We start from the raw sequence: 13,664 nt of genomic DNA, 5'->3' as shown, positions 1-13,664 counted from the left end.
CACTCCCCGGCGTCGGACGGGGCCGGGGCAGACGGCGGGCATCTCGGTACGTCCGTACTATCGCGCGCATGAGTGGTCTGACTTCATCGCTACGACAGGAATCCCACGACCCGGTTGCCGGCCACGCCCGGCCGCGTCTGCGGCTCGCCTTCATGCTCGCGGTGGTCCTCGGCACGGTGCTCTCGCTCGTCGCCGTCGCACCGACCGCGCAGGCCGACCGGATCATCAACGGGCATCTGGTCGGCGGCAAGATCGAGGAGGCCTACGCGCAGACCGGTGGCTTCTTCAAGTGGGGTGTGCCCGTCGGGCCCGAGCGCGCCGCCGCCAAACGCGGTCGCTACCAGAGCTTCTCACGTGACGCCTCGTTCTACTGGCATCCCGCTGTCGACGGCGGCACCGCGCACCAGGTGGGTGGCGCCATCCGTACCCGCTGGGTGCGGGCCGGAGCCGAGCGCGGTGCCCTGGGTTTCCCGACGACCAACGAGTACAAGTCGGGCAGCGGACGCAGCAACGATTTCCAGGGCGGTGTCGTCACCTGGTCGAAGGCCGGCGGCGCGCAGATCGTCTGGGGCCAGATCCTGCGCAAGTGGCAGCAGACCGGCGGTGCGGGCGGGTACTTCGGCGTCCCCCTCGGCGGCGAGTACCGGACCGGCGGCCGGTTCGCCCAGGACTTCCTCAACGGCACCATCTTCTGGCCCTGAACACCCTTGGGCTTGAACACCCTGGCCCCGAACACCACCGGGCACGAAGCACCCCGGGTACGAAACACCCCGGGTACGAAAGTGAGAACCGCTTCTGTTCACTAGGATGTCCTAGTACCGTCGGGGCATGTCCACGGCACTCACCTCCGCGAACACCATCGACGGCATACTGCGCAGGTCGGCCGCTCGGCACCCCGATCGCACGGCCCTGGTCTTCGAGGACCGCAAGCACACCTACCGCGAGCTCGACGACGCGGTGAACGGCGCGGCCGCCGGATTACTGGCGCACGGTCTTCGACGCGGCGACCGGGTCGCCGCATACGGAACCAATTCCGATGCCTACGTGATCGGATTCCTGGCGTGCTGCCGCGCCGGACTCGTACACGTGCCGATCAACTATGCGCTGCGCGGCGAAGAACTCCGCTACCTCGCGGCCCAGTCGGGTGCACGCGCGGTGCTGGTCGATCCGGCGCTGGCCGGCAACCTCGACGAGGTCCGCGGCGACCTCGCCGACGTGGAATGGGTCATCCCGTTCCGCGACGCGGCCGATTCGGTCCTCGCGTCGTCGACGTCGGGCGAGGTGCCCGATTCCGGTTCCGGGGCCGACGGCGCCGACCTGGCTCAGCTGCTGTACACCTCGGGTACCACGTCGAAACCGAAGGGCGCCATGATGACTCATGACTCATCAGGCGCTCATCAGCGAGTACGTCTCGTCGGTCATCGCCCTGGACTTCGCCGCGGACGACAATCCGCTGATCGCGATGCCGCTCTACCACTCGGCGGGCATGCACGTGTTCCTGTTGCCGTACCTGTCGGTCGGCGCGACCGTCCGACTCATGGCCACCCCCGACATTCCCGAGATCCTGCGCCGGGTCGAGGCCGAGCGCATAGGCTCACTCTTCCTCGCACCGACCGTCTGGGTGCCGCTGGCCAACCATCCCGACCTCGACACCCGCGATCTGTCGTCCCTGCGCAAGGCGCAGTACGGTGCGTCGATCATGCCGGTCACCGTCCTGAACCGACTCCGCGAGCGCTTCCCCGGCCTGGGGTTCTACAACTGTTTCGGACAATCCGAGATCGGCCCGCTCGCAACGGTTCTCCGGCCGGAAGAGCATGAGGACCGAGCCTCGTCGTGCGGGCGCCCCGTGTTCTTCGTCGAGACACGGGTGGTCGACGCCGACGGCAACGACGTGGAACCCGGCGTTCCCGGCGAAATCCTCTACCGGTCACCGCAGCTGTGCCGCGGCTACTGGGAGAACTCCCCGGCGACCGAGGAGGCGTTCCGGGACGGATGGTTCCATTCCGGCGACCTGGTGACACGCGACGCCGAGGGCTTCATCACCGTGGTCGACCGGATCAAGGACGTCATCAACACCGGCGGCATCCTCGTGGCCTCGCGCGAGGTGGAGGACGCCCTCTACACCCATGCGGCGGTGTCGGAGGTGGCCGTCATCGGCGAACCGGACGACAAGTGGATCGAGGCGATCACCGCGGTCGTGGTCCTTCGGAGCGGCGAATCGGTGACCGAGGAGGCGCTGATCGAGCACGTCAGGTCGCAGATCGCCCCGTTCAAGGTGCCCAAGCGGGTGCGCTTCGTCGACGAGCTGCCCCGCAACCAGAGCGGCAAACTGCTCAAACGCGAACTCCGCGCCCGGTGACAGCACCGCGACACCCCGGCGCGCTCTCCGAATGCGTTGCCGCTCATCGAACCCGACTGGCCGTCAACGGAACCGGTGAGCGGTCGGACGGTCGGGACAGGTTCGCAGTACGGTGACAAGCGTGACTCGATGGCACCGCAGGGCTCTGACATTCGTCGCGTGCGCGGCGGTCGCGATCGGGGTTTCGGGGACTCTCGCTGCGGGCCCGGCAACCGCCTCACCGCCGACCGTCGGCGACGTCGGCTCGGTCGTCGCATCACGGGACCTCGCACCGCAGTTCCGGGTGCCCGGTTCGGCTCGCGCCACCGTGCTGACCTACGTCACCACCAACACGTTCGGTCAGAAGGCCCTGAGCACCGGGACGGTCTTCATTCCGTCGGGAACGGCTCCGCGCGGCGGCTGGCCGGTCATCTCGTGGGCCCATGGGACGTCGGGCCTCGGCGACGACTGCGCGCCGTCGGTGCGAGGTCCGGGCCTGCCCGAACGCGACCTGCCCTACCTCGCGCGATGGATGCAGCAGGGCTACGCAATCGTGGCGAGCGATTACGCCGGGCTCGGCACCCCCGGCCTACACGCCTACCTCGACGGGCGGACGACGGCCCACAATGTCGTCGACATGGTGCGCGCCGGGCGCGAGTACTCGTCGAATCTGCCTGTCGGCCAGCGCTTGTCGCGTTCGTGGGCCGCGGTCGGCCAATCCCAGGGCGGGGGCGCCGCCATCTACACCGCGCGCCACGCCACCGCGTTCGGCGGTGACGAGCTCGACTATCGCGGCGCGGTGGGCACCGGCACACCGGCCTACATCGAACGCCTCGTGCAGGTCGCCGGACCCGGGGTGCCGCCGATCGCGATCTCGCCCGCGCTCACCGCCTACGTCAGCTACATCGCCGCGAGTCTTCGGTACGCGCACCCGGAGCTGGGCATCGACCGCCTGCTGACACCCACCGGCCGCAAATACCTGGCCCTCGCCGAGACGCAGTGCGTGGCCGAGTTCGAGGACCGGCTGCGGGGCGTCTCGCTCGGGGACTTCTTCAGCGCACCGCTCACCGGATTGCCGGGATTCGCGGCGACCCTCGCGCGATACATGGGCATGCCCGAGAACGGGTTCGACAAGCCGTTCTTCATGGGTCACGGCCTGTTCGACACCGACGTGCCCTACCCCACGACGGCCGCCTACGTCGCCGCGCTCACGGCCAATCGCCAACCGGTGACGTTCCGGACCTATCAGAGCGACCACAGCGGAACGCTGATCCGGTCTCAGGCCGACGCCATCCCCTTTCTCGGCCGACTCTTCGCGCGCTGACTCGCACCCTGTCATCGCGGTCTGAATCAGGCTGCCGCACAGTCTCTCCGACGATGCGACGCAACAAAACGGGCACGAATGGGCGCACCCCGCTGGCCGCGGGATGTTCCCCCGTGGCAGGATGGTCACACCGGTGAAGCAGTTGCCGTCATGTCTTTGTCAGGACGGATCGCCCTCAGGCGGACCGTCCCCAGGAGAGAGGGCCGCCACCGATGCAGGCAGACAATCCTGAGGCTGTGATCGTCGACGACAGCGGTTTCAGTGCCGGACGCGCGCTGATGTCGGTGGTCTCGGTCGCGCATGAAGAGCTGGTGATCCTCACGGTGGAGGGCAGCATCGACGTCCTCACCGCCCCACAGCTTTCCGACGCCGTGTCCCAGGCCCTGAGCGGCCGACCCCGCGGTCTCATCATCGACCTGACATCCACCGAGTTCCTGGCGTCGGCCGGCATGGCGGCACTCGTCGCGGCGCACGAGGCGATCGCGCCGAGCGGCCTGTTCGGGGTCGTCGCCGCGGGACCGGCGACCACCCGGCCCCTGACCATCATGGGGCTCGACCAGACCATGATCCTGTACCCGACGCTCACCGCAGCGGTGACGGCCATGACCTGCCCTGAGGGAATGGTCGACCGCCCGGCTGGATGACCCCATGGCGTTGATCTCACCGGCACACCGGCCCGGACCCGGGGACTCCGACAGCGCCCTCGAGCTGTCCGTCGCCGCCACTCCCGAGTCCGCGTACTCGTTCCGCCTGCGTTTCACCCAGTGGCTCGACGCGGCGGTCAGCGTCGACGCCGAGCGGCGCAGCGACATCATCCTCGCGGTCTACGAAGCCGTCGCCAATGCGGCCGAGCACGCGTACGCCGCGCAGGAAACACCCGGCTCCATCGGGGTACGTGCGCGTGTGACGCCGGCGGGCGAGCTGGAAGTCGCGGTGACCGACACCGGTACCTGGAAGCCGGGACACTCCGATCAGTTCCGGGGGCGCGGCCTGGCACTGCTCACCGCGCTCAGTGACGACTCCGAGGTCACGACCGGCCCATCCGGTACCGCCGTGACCCTCCGCTGGCAGCTGGTGCGCGACGGCGCGCGCGTCTGATCCGGGCATCGATGCGACCGCCGGTTCGGGTTCCCGTCGGGCGAACCCCCGCCTGAGTCTGCCGGTTGGCGACCATCGGGGTACGGTTCGGGCAGGAGTTCAGGCTCGAGTCTGATCAACCGACCAAGTCTGTCGGCGAAGTCGCCTAACCTGAACCCGAAGGCAGGTTCGGGGCCGGCCATCGCATAGCTCTTGTCGAGCCGTTCTCCGATCTGACACCGCAGACATGCGCATGCAGGTCAGCGCGAAGAAGGGAGTCGACATGACCGACTTCACCGTGGACTCGAACATCGACGAGGCCTGGCGCACGTTCGCACTGCACGTCGGCGACCGCCTGTCCCACCTCGACACCGGGGACACCCTCACCATCCAGCAGGATCCGACGATCCCCGAGGGCCCCCACGGCATGCTCCGGTTCACCATCACCGGTTCGCGTCGGCTGCGCTGCACCATCGACGACGCCGACCTGCACCCCACCCCGCAACACTTCGACGAGCATGTCGAGATGCTGGCCGCTCTCGGCTGGCGGCGACTGCGCAACGACACCCACATCTTCGAGGTCGGCAGACGCCGCGTCGACCAGCTGGCCCATGTGACCGTGCAGACCCTCCGACAGGTGTGGGAGGTCGTCCACCCGGCGTTCCTCGACCACAGCCCTGCGGCCCGGCCCGAGCCGCAGATCGAGGTGGCCGTCCAGCCCTTCGACGCCGACCACCTACGAGCCCTGCTCGTCGGGTCGCTCGAGGACCTGACGGGTTGCCGGATCCAGACCGATGTCGACGGCGACATCGCCCTCCCGACCAAGCCGGTCTCCTCGTGGCTCAGCCCGCGTTCCGACGCGCCACGGCTGGAGTTCTTCGCGCGTCTCGCAGGCGACATCACCGACCGGCGACGCGCCGCCGACGTGGTGGCCGCCCAGCCGACGATGGGTTCCGCGGTCCGCGTGCACCTGCTCGAGAACGAGGTGTTCGCGACCCTCACCGTCGAATGCGCCGTCTACCATCCCCACAATCTGAGCTCCGCGCTCGCCGAGTGGTTCAGCTTCCTGGCCGACTGCGCGCCCAGCGTGATCGCCAAGGTCACCGAGGGTTCGCCCGTATCGATCACGAAAAGCGACCGGCTGCCCGACGCGTTGCAGACGTTGCTGGAGCTCGATCCGGACGGTCGGTCGCTCAGTGCACGAGAGGTCGCCAAGATCTGCGGGCACAACCAGACCGACATCCTCTCCTACATCCACACCAGCGAGGAGCAATACCTCACCTGGCGTCGCTCGGCTGTCGACGCAGCAGCCGCGTCGGACTCGGTGGAAGCCGATGCGTGCCGCCTCGAGGCCGACGCCTGGCAGGCCACCACGCACAATCTCCGGGCCGCGCTCCGGGTCGTCGTGCTGTCCGATGACGACACCGCCGACCGTCGTCCGTCGGCCAAGTGAGCCCCACTCGCCGGTGATCGCTGGGGCGCGCACCTCGTCCCCGCAGGTGATTCCCCGTCGCGTCGACGCACGCCGCGCGGCGCCCCCGGCACCGCGGTAGATCCGTCCCGGGTGTCCGCGCGGCGTCGTAGTATTCGGATCCCGGTCCGCACACGTCCCGCGCCGCTCGACACCCAGGAGGAGACTGCATGTCCCCCGATTTCGACGCCGTCCTCGAGGCGGCCTGGCGGGACTTCGCCGACACCCTCTCCACCCGCGTGCCCCGGCTCGTCCCCGGACAGACGCTCGCCGTCGTCGAGGCGGCCGCCGGCGGTTGGCGTCGTCGGATGACCTTCGCCGTCGTCGAGACCGCCGGCGCATCGGTCCGGCTGCGGTGCACCATCTCGGCGGGAGACCTGACCTGGACCGACAAGGACCGGTGGATGCGCCAGGCGACCTACATCGTCGACCGCGGGTGGTGTCGACTCGAAGGCCGCAGCGCGTTCTGTTACGAGGTCGACCCGGTGCGTTTCGGCGACCTGTCCGCCGCCGCGGTACGCGCACTCCGCGAGGTGTGGGGTGTGATCCATCCGTCGTTCGTCAGCATCAGCGACCCGTCGTTCGCGCGACACCATTCGACCACGCCCTCGACCGAACTCGAGGCCGGCGAACCCACCGATGCCGGTCGGGGCTCCGTCGACGCCGAGACCATCCGCTTCGCCTCCCTCACGCGGCCCGTCGACGCACCGGTCGAGGGCGGGGTGGTGCCACAGTCGCAGGACCATCTGGTCGAACTCGTCCGAGCTGCCATGGCGGCTACCGGCCGGCCCGTGGTGGTCAGCCCCCGCAAGTCCATCTTCCTGCGGGCCACACACACCTCTCTGCTGCGACCGGCGCGCGACGGCCGTGCGCTGGAACTCGTGACCATCCTCAGCTCCACGGTGCCCGCCCCCTCGGTGGTGGGCTCGATCGTGTCGGAGTTCTCCCCGAGGTGGCCCGAGGTCGCTCTCGTCGTCCGCAACGGACTCGTCTACGCGCAGCGCCGGATCGATGTCGCCGTGTTCAGTCCCGCCAACCTCGTCGCCGCACTCCGACGCTGGGATGAGTTCACCCAGGGCGCCCGACGCGACATGGTCCGGCGCCTCGAAGCCGACGAGAACCACAAGCTGCCAAATCGGCTCCGAGGTGATCGCCTCCCCAGTGCGCTGCAGGTTCTCCTGCGGGTGGCCCACCGCGAGGACTCGAGCCTCCCGCCCGGCAGCGCTCTCATCGCCTGCCGCAACGACCCCGAGAGGGTGCACGAGTTCTTCGACATCTGCGCGGCCGAGATGCGGGACTGGATGGACAGTCTCGTCCTCGCCCGCAGGGCGGAGCTCGGCGACGAGGAGATCGCCCTGTGCGAGGCCGAGCACCGCGCCTACGCGCGGCTCGCCCGAATACTCCTGAGCGCGATGGAGTTGGCGGGCGGATCGTCGGAGCGGTCGATCGAGAGTTGAGTCGGGCGCCTCAGTCCGCCGAACCGTAGGACAGGTGCACCACCCCGTTGTCGAAGACATCCGAGCCGACCAGCGTGAGCGGGACGTCGGCGAGTCCGTCGAAGAGCCGGGCCCCGGATCCGAGGACCACCGGGTAGACCAGCAGGTGCAGCTCGTCGATCAGCTTGTCGCGCAGCAATGCCCGGACCAGCGTGCCGCTTCCGCTGATGTAGAGGTCGCGGTCCTGTTTGAGCTCGGAGATCCGGTCGGCATCGTAGGGTCCCAGGACCTCGGAGTTCTGCCAACCCTCGGCGGAGTCGAGCGTCGATGACACCACGTACTTGGTGGTGTCGTTGAAGAACGGCGCACCCGGGTCGTCCTCGGCCGTCCTGGTGGACCAGGCCGGTGCGAACATCTCGAACGTGTTCCGGCCCAGCAGAATCCCGGTGCAGTCGGCCATGAACGAGTTGAGCACCTCGCCCATCCCGTCGGCGAATCCGTACGGCATGGTGAAGCTCGGGTCCTCGTAGCTGCCGTCGAGGGTGATGAATTCGTGGACGTGGATCTTGCCCATGGTCTGTGCCTCGCTTGTGTCTCGATGAGTGGGTGTCACGATGTCAGACCGGGGGCCCGCCGGAAAGTCATCGGCAGATCTCCCGCCGGCTGAACCCCCCACCCGCCGGCTGAACCCCCCACCCGCCGGCTGAGCCTGTCGAAGCCCCCGTGCGTCTGGTAACTCTGGATCGACACACGAGCCGAACAAGGGAGTTCCATGGACATCGCGGGCAAGGTGGCCATCGTCACGGGCGGTGGCGGTGGCATCGGCGGTGCGATTGCGCACGCGTTGGTCGACGCGGGCGCGAAGGTCGTGGTCACCGACCTCGACGAAGCCACCGCCCACGACGTGGCCGCCGCACTCGGCGAGTCCGCGGCGGCCATCGGCGGCGACGCATCGAGCGACGAACACATCGATGCCGCGGTCCGGTTGGCGGAGAACAGCTTCGGGCCCGTCGACCTGTACTTCGCGAACGCCGGCGTGGGCGTCGGCGGTGGGGTCGACACCGAGGAGAGCGTCTGGGACCTCACCCTCGACATCAATCTCCGTGCCCACATCCGTGCCGCGCGGCGGTTGGTCCCGGGATGGGTGGAGCGCGGCAGCGGTTACTTCGTCTCCACGGCGTCGGCGGCGGGTCTGCTCACCCAGATCGGCAATGCGCCCTATTCGGTGACCAAGCATGCTGCGGTCGGTTTCGCCGAGTGGCTCAACATCACCCATGGCGACGACGGCATACGCGTGAGTTGCCTGTGTCCCATGGGCGTCGACACCAAACTGCTCCGGTCCGACGACGACTCCGTCACCGAGGACCAGAAGCTGATGCGACGTGCCGTCGAGACCGCGGGCGCCGTCCTCACCCCCGGGGCGGTGGCCGCCATCGTCCTGGAAGCCGTTGCCGACGAACGGTTCCTGATCCTGCCGCACCCGGAGGTCCTCGAGATGTACCGGCACAAGGGGGCCGACTACGACCGTTGGCTCCGAGGAATGCGTCGCTACCAGACCGCGCTCCGCGGTCAGTGACCGCCGACTACTCGAAGTAGCGTCGGGGGACGTCGACCAGCATCGTCGTGATGTCGGCGTCGCTGACGCCACGCTCCCGTAGCGCCGGCAGCACCTCCTCGCTGATGTGCCGATAGTTCCACTTCGGCAGCGCCTGCTTCTTCGCCTCGTGATCGAACCAGTCGATGAAGCACGCGGCGTCGTGCGCCAGCGCCATCCGGTCGGCGTAGCCGCGTTTGCAGAGCTCGACGACGATGTCGACGCGCTGGTCGAAGGGCAGCAGGAGATCGAGTCCGAAGCGGTCCATGCCGAGGATGGACCCCGCATCGGCGAGCTTCATCAGGTAGTCGATGTCCACGCTGTCACCGGAGTGCCCGATGACCACCTTGGTCAGGTCGGCGCCCTCTTCGGCCAGCACACGTTGTGCCACCAGGCCCGACTGGCTGTGCGGGTCGGTGTGCACCGTGATCGGCGCCCCGGTCTGCGCACTCGTCTGCCCCACGGCGCGCATCACCCTTTCGACGCCCGGCGTCAGACCCTGGGATTCGATGGCGCACTTGAGGAATGCCGCCCGCACGCCGGTGTCCGCAATACCTTCGGTGAGGTCGCGCACGAACAGCGTGACCAGGGGTTCGGGGACGTCGAACAGCATGCCGGGACCGGCGTAGTGGAACTGGAACGGGATGTCGTTGTAGGTGTACAGCCCGGTGGCGACGACGATGTTGAGGTCGATCTGCTCGGCGATGCGTTGGATGCGGGGGATGTAGCGGCCGAGGCCCAGCACGGTCGGGTCGAGGATGGTGTCGATCCCGAGCTCTTTGAGTTCCGTCAGATCGCGTACCGCCTCGGCGACCTTGGCGTCCTCGTCCCAGTCGTCCTGATAGTTCTGCCGGAACTCCTCCCCGACGATGAAGACGTGCTCATGCACCAGCACGTGCCCGAGGTCGGCCGAGTCGATGGGGCCGGTCGCGGTGTGAACGGTGGCCATGGAACCCTCCTCACCGAGAGGCCGCGTCGCCTCCCGCTGCGCCGAACCCTAATCGACGGGCGCGGCCCGGGACCGCGTTTCGGCGGGCGCGACATGCACCGATCCGCATGGGTGTCAGGCGGCGACGCGACCGTCGGTGGCCTTCTCCATCACCCAGTACGAGGTGCCTGCGACGACCGCCCCGGCGAGCCAGGACAGGTCCACGCCGCCCAGCGCGACCGCGACCGGGCCCTGCAGGACGGGCAACATGCCGTACATGAACAGCCACGTCGCGACGACCCCCAGCGCGAGGGCGACCAGCGCTGTCGGCCGCACCATGGGCAGCACGCTGTCGGCCGGCTTCGCGAACAGGCTCTCTGCGTCGACCTGACGTCGGGCGATGAGGAACCAGTGCACCAGAACGACTGTGCCCCAGGGGCTCAGCCACCCGACGATCGACACCAGCCAGCTGTCGATGGTGGTCGCGAAGTCGCTGTTGAGCACGAAGTAGACGACGATCGCCATAGCGACCACACCGATGATGACGTTCAGCACCCGCCGGTCGACGCGGATGTCGAGCGCCTGCGTGGAGACGGTGCACGTGTAGATGTTGAGGATGTTGGTGGCGAGCGGTCCGTGGACCACGAGCAGCAGGACCGGCAGCGCCAACGCCCCGTAGGCGTCGACGATGATCTCGCCCGGGTCCGCGGAATCGCTCAGGGTCGCCAGCGAGGCGCCGAGTACCCCGAGCCACACGACGGGGATGAACTGGCCGAGCGCACTGGCCAGGAAGAGCTTGCGCGACGGCACATCCCGTGACACGAACCGGGAGTAGTCGCCGGCGTAACCGAGCCATGTGAGGCCCCAGCCGATCCCGATCGCGGTCATCACCGCAGTGATCGCACCGACATGGGCCGATCCGGTGAGTTCCGGGGTGGTGGACCGTCCCCAGTCGACGTCGAGCCCGACCCAGGCGACGACGGTCATCACGAACAGGATGGCGACGGTGGGCGGCACGGTCCAGCGCTCGAACGCCGAGATGGCGCGGTAGCCGAACCACGCGATCGTCACCTGCATGACCATGATGACGGCGGCCACCACGATGCGGGCGGCGTTGTTGTCCAGGTCGGGGTCGACGAGGCCGAGCTCGCCCAGCAGCGCCATCACCAGGTCGAGGACGATCCAGGTGTTGACCGCACACCAGCCCATACAGACGAGCGCCTGCACCGCGGCCGGCACGTATGCGCCGCGGCGACCGAAGACCGCGCGCGAGAGCACCATGCCGGTCACCCCGGTGCGCTGCCCGATGACGACGAAGACGCCGAAGATCGTCATGCCGATGACGTTGCCGGCCACGAGGACGGCCACCGTCTCCCACAGCCCGAGGCCCATCGTGACGCCGAGTGCGCCCAACACCCAGTTGATCGGCGCGATGTTGGCCCCGGCCCAGATCCAGAACTGGCCGCGCACATCGTGGGTCTTGGCGGATTCGGGGATGAGTTCGAGTTCGGCCTCGGCGTGCAGAACCGAATGGTCGGGGCCGGGGGCCGGCGAAGGTGCGGCATCGGTTGCGGTCATGGAGTCCGTCCAGAGTGGTCGGCCCGATGGGTTCGGGCGCGATGGTCATGTCGCGCGACGATGCGCTGTGTATACATCTTCATCCGTCCCAGGTGCCGACGACACTGACAGAATGTTCGTTCGCGACCGTATCGCCACCGACAGACTGTCGCACTCACCGGTGGGGACAGCCGCTATCACACGCCACCGACAGGCCGAGGCTTCCACATTGGCCTCGGAATTCATTGCGCGCCTGGAGCTTACGCGCTAGAGTAGAACATACATTCGATTCGATCAGCTGGGGGGTGACGATCATCATGTTCGACGGTTCTGCTCCGGGCGACGCCGACACTCCCTCGCCCCGGGCAGTCGAACTCACCGTGGAACTGCACCGGCTCCTCGACGAACTGCAGACCGTCGACCTGTCCCCTTGCACTGACGCCGAGCTCGCCGCGGTGGCCGCCGACACCGAACGCGCCATCGCCCGGCTCACTTTCGCCGGGGACCGACAGATCGACCGCGTCGAGGCGCGCGATCTCCCCCGCAAGACCGGGTGTCGCACCCTGACCCAGTTCATGACCCACCACCTGCGGGTGTCGAACCCGATGCGCCGCCGCAAGCAGATGGACGCCACCGCAACCCGCACCAGCCTGTGCGGTGACACCCTGCCGCCCGAACATCCAAGTCTCGCCGACGCATTCGCTGCCGGCGCGGCCGGTAGCGCGCACGTGCACGCCGCACTCGATGTGCTCGATCGCATCCCGGTGGCGGTGGGGCATGACGTGAGGGTCGCTGCCGAACGACAGATGACCGAGATCGCCGAAGCTCACACCCCCGCCGACATCACCCAGCTGGGTGCACGGCTGATCGCCCACCTCGACCCCGACGGCACCCTCGCCGACGACACCGAACGCACACGGCGACGCAACCTCTGGGTCAATCGCCAACGCGCCGACGGCACAGCGAAACTCACCGGCACCCTCACACCCGAACTCGCCGCACGCGTGACCATGCTGCTCGCCGTGTGGGCCAAACCCGGCATGAACAACCCCGGCGACCCCGACTCGCCCACAGGGTCATTCGAAGACGCCGACCCCAACACCCTGGCCGCCGCCGCCGAACGTGACGCCCGCACCCCCGCGCAGATCAACCACGACGCCCTCAACGCGCTCCTCAAGGCTGTCCTCGAAGACGGACTGCTCGGAAAATCCCATCGCGGCCTACCCGTACAGCTGATCATCAAAGCCGACCTCGACGACCTGATCCGCGAAGCCGGACTCGCCACCACCGCCACCGGCACCCTGCTGCCGATCGCCGACGTCATCGACCTCGCAGCCGATGCCCAACCGTGGCTGGCCGTGTTCAAGAACCAGACGACGGTGCCGCTGCACTTCGGACGCGGCACACGCCTGGCCACCCGCGGACAACGCCTGGCCTCCTTCGCCCGACCCGACGGTGATGTCTGCTCGGCACCCGGCTGCGATCAACCCGCCACCCAGGTCGAGATGCACCACGCCCACCAGGATTGGGCCGATGGCGGCCTCACCGACATCGACGACCTCGCCCCCGCCTGCCCACGGCACAACCGCATGGTCGGCAAGAACCCCGGCCAGTACACCACCCGCATCGTCCGTCACGGACCCGATGAAGGCCGCTGCGCATGGCGACTGAACAGCGAACCAGGAGCACCACCCAACCCCGAGCACATCAACCGCCGACCCGACATACCGAAGCGGCTGGCCGCACATCTCGCACATGTGCGCCGAGACATCCACGGACCCAACCGGTCCGACGATGCCGCGTGTCTCGACATCCGTCAGGTCATCCCGCCTTCGACGGTCGGCTTGTCACCCGTCGAGCGATGCCTGGCCGAGCTGCTGACGCGACTCTGAGCGCCGGGCCGCCACCACGTGGACTCGGCCTCGGCCCAGCGGGCGCG

Annotated in this window: 11 protein-coding genes and 1 pseudogene; 9 read left to right on the top strand and 3 right to left on the bottom strand. The window is 68.4% G+C overall.

Annotated elements, in window-relative coordinates:
- The first annotated feature begins 68 nt into the window (after nt 1-68).
- From ACSUZC_RS00430 to ACSUZC_RS00400, 7 genes and pseudogenes are all read left to right on the top strand, one after another.
- A complete protein-coding gene (locus ACSUZC_RS00430; protein ID WP_439030987.1) occupies nt 69-701 on the top strand; it encodes an LGFP repeat-containing protein in 633 nt (210 codons plus the stop codon).
- A gap of 127 nt (nt 702-828) precedes the next feature.
- Nucleotides 829-2,359 (top strand): annotated as a pseudogene (locus ACSUZC_RS00425) (acyl-CoA synthetase).
- Between the two features lie 121 nt (nt 2,360-2,480).
- Nucleotides 2,481-3,662 carry a lipase family protein gene (locus tag ACSUZC_RS00420; RefSeq protein WP_439030986.1) on the top strand — a complete coding sequence of 394 codons (1,182 nt, stop codon included), beginning with the start codon at nt 2,481-2,483 and terminating at the stop codon, nt 3,660-3,662.
- Between the two features lie 212 nt (nt 3,663-3,874).
- Entirely contained in the window at nt 3,875-4,306 is a 432-nt protein-coding gene (locus ACSUZC_RS00415) for an STAS domain-containing protein (protein WP_439030985.1), read from the top strand.
- Between the two features lie 4 nt (nt 4,307-4,310).
- The gene (locus ACSUZC_RS00410; RefSeq protein ID WP_439030984.1) at nt 4,311-4,760 is read left to right on the top strand and encodes an ATP-binding protein; all 450 of its coding nucleotides are present in this window, start codon (nt 4,311-4,313) and stop codon (nt 4,758-4,760) included.
- 262 nt (nt 4,761-5,022) lie between these two features.
- Nucleotides 5,023-6,192 carry a TY-Chap domain-containing protein gene (locus tag ACSUZC_RS00405; RefSeq protein ID WP_439030983.1) on the top strand — a complete coding sequence of 390 codons (1,170 nt, stop codon included), beginning with the start codon at nt 5,023-5,025 and terminating at the stop codon, nt 6,190-6,192.
- Between the two features lie 188 nt (nt 6,193-6,380).
- On the top strand, nt 6,381-7,667 hold the full coding sequence (locus tag ACSUZC_RS00400) for a TY-Chap domain-containing protein (RefSeq protein ID WP_439030982.1): 1,287 nt from the start codon (nt 6,381-6,383) through the stop codon (nt 7,665-7,667).
- Between the two features lie 10 nt (nt 7,668-7,677).
- Here ACSUZC_RS00400 and ACSUZC_RS00395 read toward each other — a convergent pair whose 3' ends face one another.
- Nucleotides 7,678-8,220 carry a dihydrofolate reductase family protein gene (locus ACSUZC_RS00395; protein ID WP_439030981.1) on the bottom strand — a complete coding sequence of 181 codons (543 nt, stop codon included), beginning with the start codon at nt 8,218-8,220 and terminating at the stop codon, nt 7,678-7,680.
- Nucleotides 8,221-8,418: 198 nt separating this feature from the next.
- Between ACSUZC_RS00395 and ACSUZC_RS00390 the strand changes: the two genes are divergently transcribed.
- Nucleotides 8,419-9,222, top strand: coding sequence for an SDR family oxidoreductase (locus ACSUZC_RS00390; RefSeq protein WP_439030980.1), 804 nt, complete (start codon nt 8,419-8,421; stop codon nt 9,220-9,222).
- A 7-nt stretch (nt 9,223-9,229) separates the two neighbouring features.
- Here ACSUZC_RS00390 and ACSUZC_RS00385 read toward each other — a convergent pair whose 3' ends face one another.
- Nucleotides 9,230-10,189 (bottom strand): phosphotriesterase family protein, encoded by a 960-nt coding sequence (locus ACSUZC_RS00385; RefSeq protein WP_439030979.1) that lies wholly within the window; start codon nt 10,187-10,189, stop codon nt 9,230-9,232.
- A gap of 114 nt (nt 10,190-10,303) precedes the next feature.
- Nucleotides 10,304-11,746, bottom strand: a complete 1,443-nt coding sequence (locus ACSUZC_RS00380; protein ID WP_439030978.1) for a purine-cytosine permease family protein — start codon at nt 11,744-11,746, stop codon at nt 10,304-10,306.
- A 296-nt stretch (nt 11,747-12,042) separates the two neighbouring features.
- Between ACSUZC_RS00380 and ACSUZC_RS00375 the strand changes: the two genes are divergently transcribed.
- Nucleotides 12,043-13,617, top strand: coding sequence for a DUF222 domain-containing protein (locus ACSUZC_RS00375; protein ID WP_439033223.1), 1,575 nt, complete (start codon nt 12,043-12,045; stop codon nt 13,615-13,617).
- The last annotated feature ends 47 nt before the right edge of the window (nt 13,618-13,664 follow it).

Source organism: Gordonia terrae, from assembly GCF_051789125.1.
Lineage (GTDB): Bacteria > Actinomycetota > Actinomycetes > Mycobacteriales > Mycobacteriaceae > Gordonia > Gordonia terrae_A.
Note: the sequence above shows the minus strand (reverse complement) of the source record. Positions and strands in the feature narration are given on the sequence as shown.

What these genes read in the sequence shown, in the direction of transcription:
- ACSUZC_RS00430 (WP_439030987.1), top strand. Translation starts at nt 69, where the DNA reads ATGAGTGGTCTGACTTCATCGCTACGACAGGAATCCCACGACCCGGTT.
- ACSUZC_RS00405 (WP_439030983.1), top strand. Translation starts at nt 5,023, where the DNA reads ATGACCGACTTCACCGTGGACTCGAACATCGACGAGGCCTGGCGCACG.
- ACSUZC_RS00375 (WP_439033223.1), top strand. Translation starts at nt 12,043, where the DNA reads ATGTTCGACGGTTCTGCTCCGGGCGACGCCGACACTCCCTCGCCCCGG.
- ACSUZC_RS00380 (WP_439030978.1), bottom strand. Translation starts at nt 11,746, where the DNA reads ATGACCGCAACCGATGCCGCACCTTCGCCGGCCCCCGGCCCCGACCAT.
- ACSUZC_RS00410 (WP_439030984.1), top strand. Translation starts at nt 4,311, where the DNA reads ATGGCGTTGATCTCACCGGCACACCGGCCCGGACCCGGGGACTCCGAC.
- ACSUZC_RS00395 (WP_439030981.1), bottom strand. Translation starts at nt 8,220, where the DNA reads ATGGGCAAGATCCACGTCCACGAATTCATCACCCTCGACGGCAGCTAC.
- ACSUZC_RS00385 (WP_439030979.1), bottom strand. Translation starts at nt 10,189, where the DNA reads ATGGCCACCGTTCACACCGCGACCGGCCCCATCGACTCGGCCGACCTC.
- ACSUZC_RS00415 (WP_439030985.1), top strand. Translation starts at nt 3,875, where the DNA reads ATGCAGGCAGACAATCCTGAGGCTGTGATCGTCGACGACAGCGGTTTC.
- ACSUZC_RS00390 (WP_439030980.1), top strand. Translation starts at nt 8,419, where the DNA reads ATGGACATCGCGGGCAAGGTGGCCATCGTCACGGGCGGTGGCGGTGGC.
- ACSUZC_RS00400 (WP_439030982.1), top strand. Translation starts at nt 6,381, where the DNA reads ATGTCCCCCGATTTCGACGCCGTCCTCGAGGCGGCCTGGCGGGACTTC.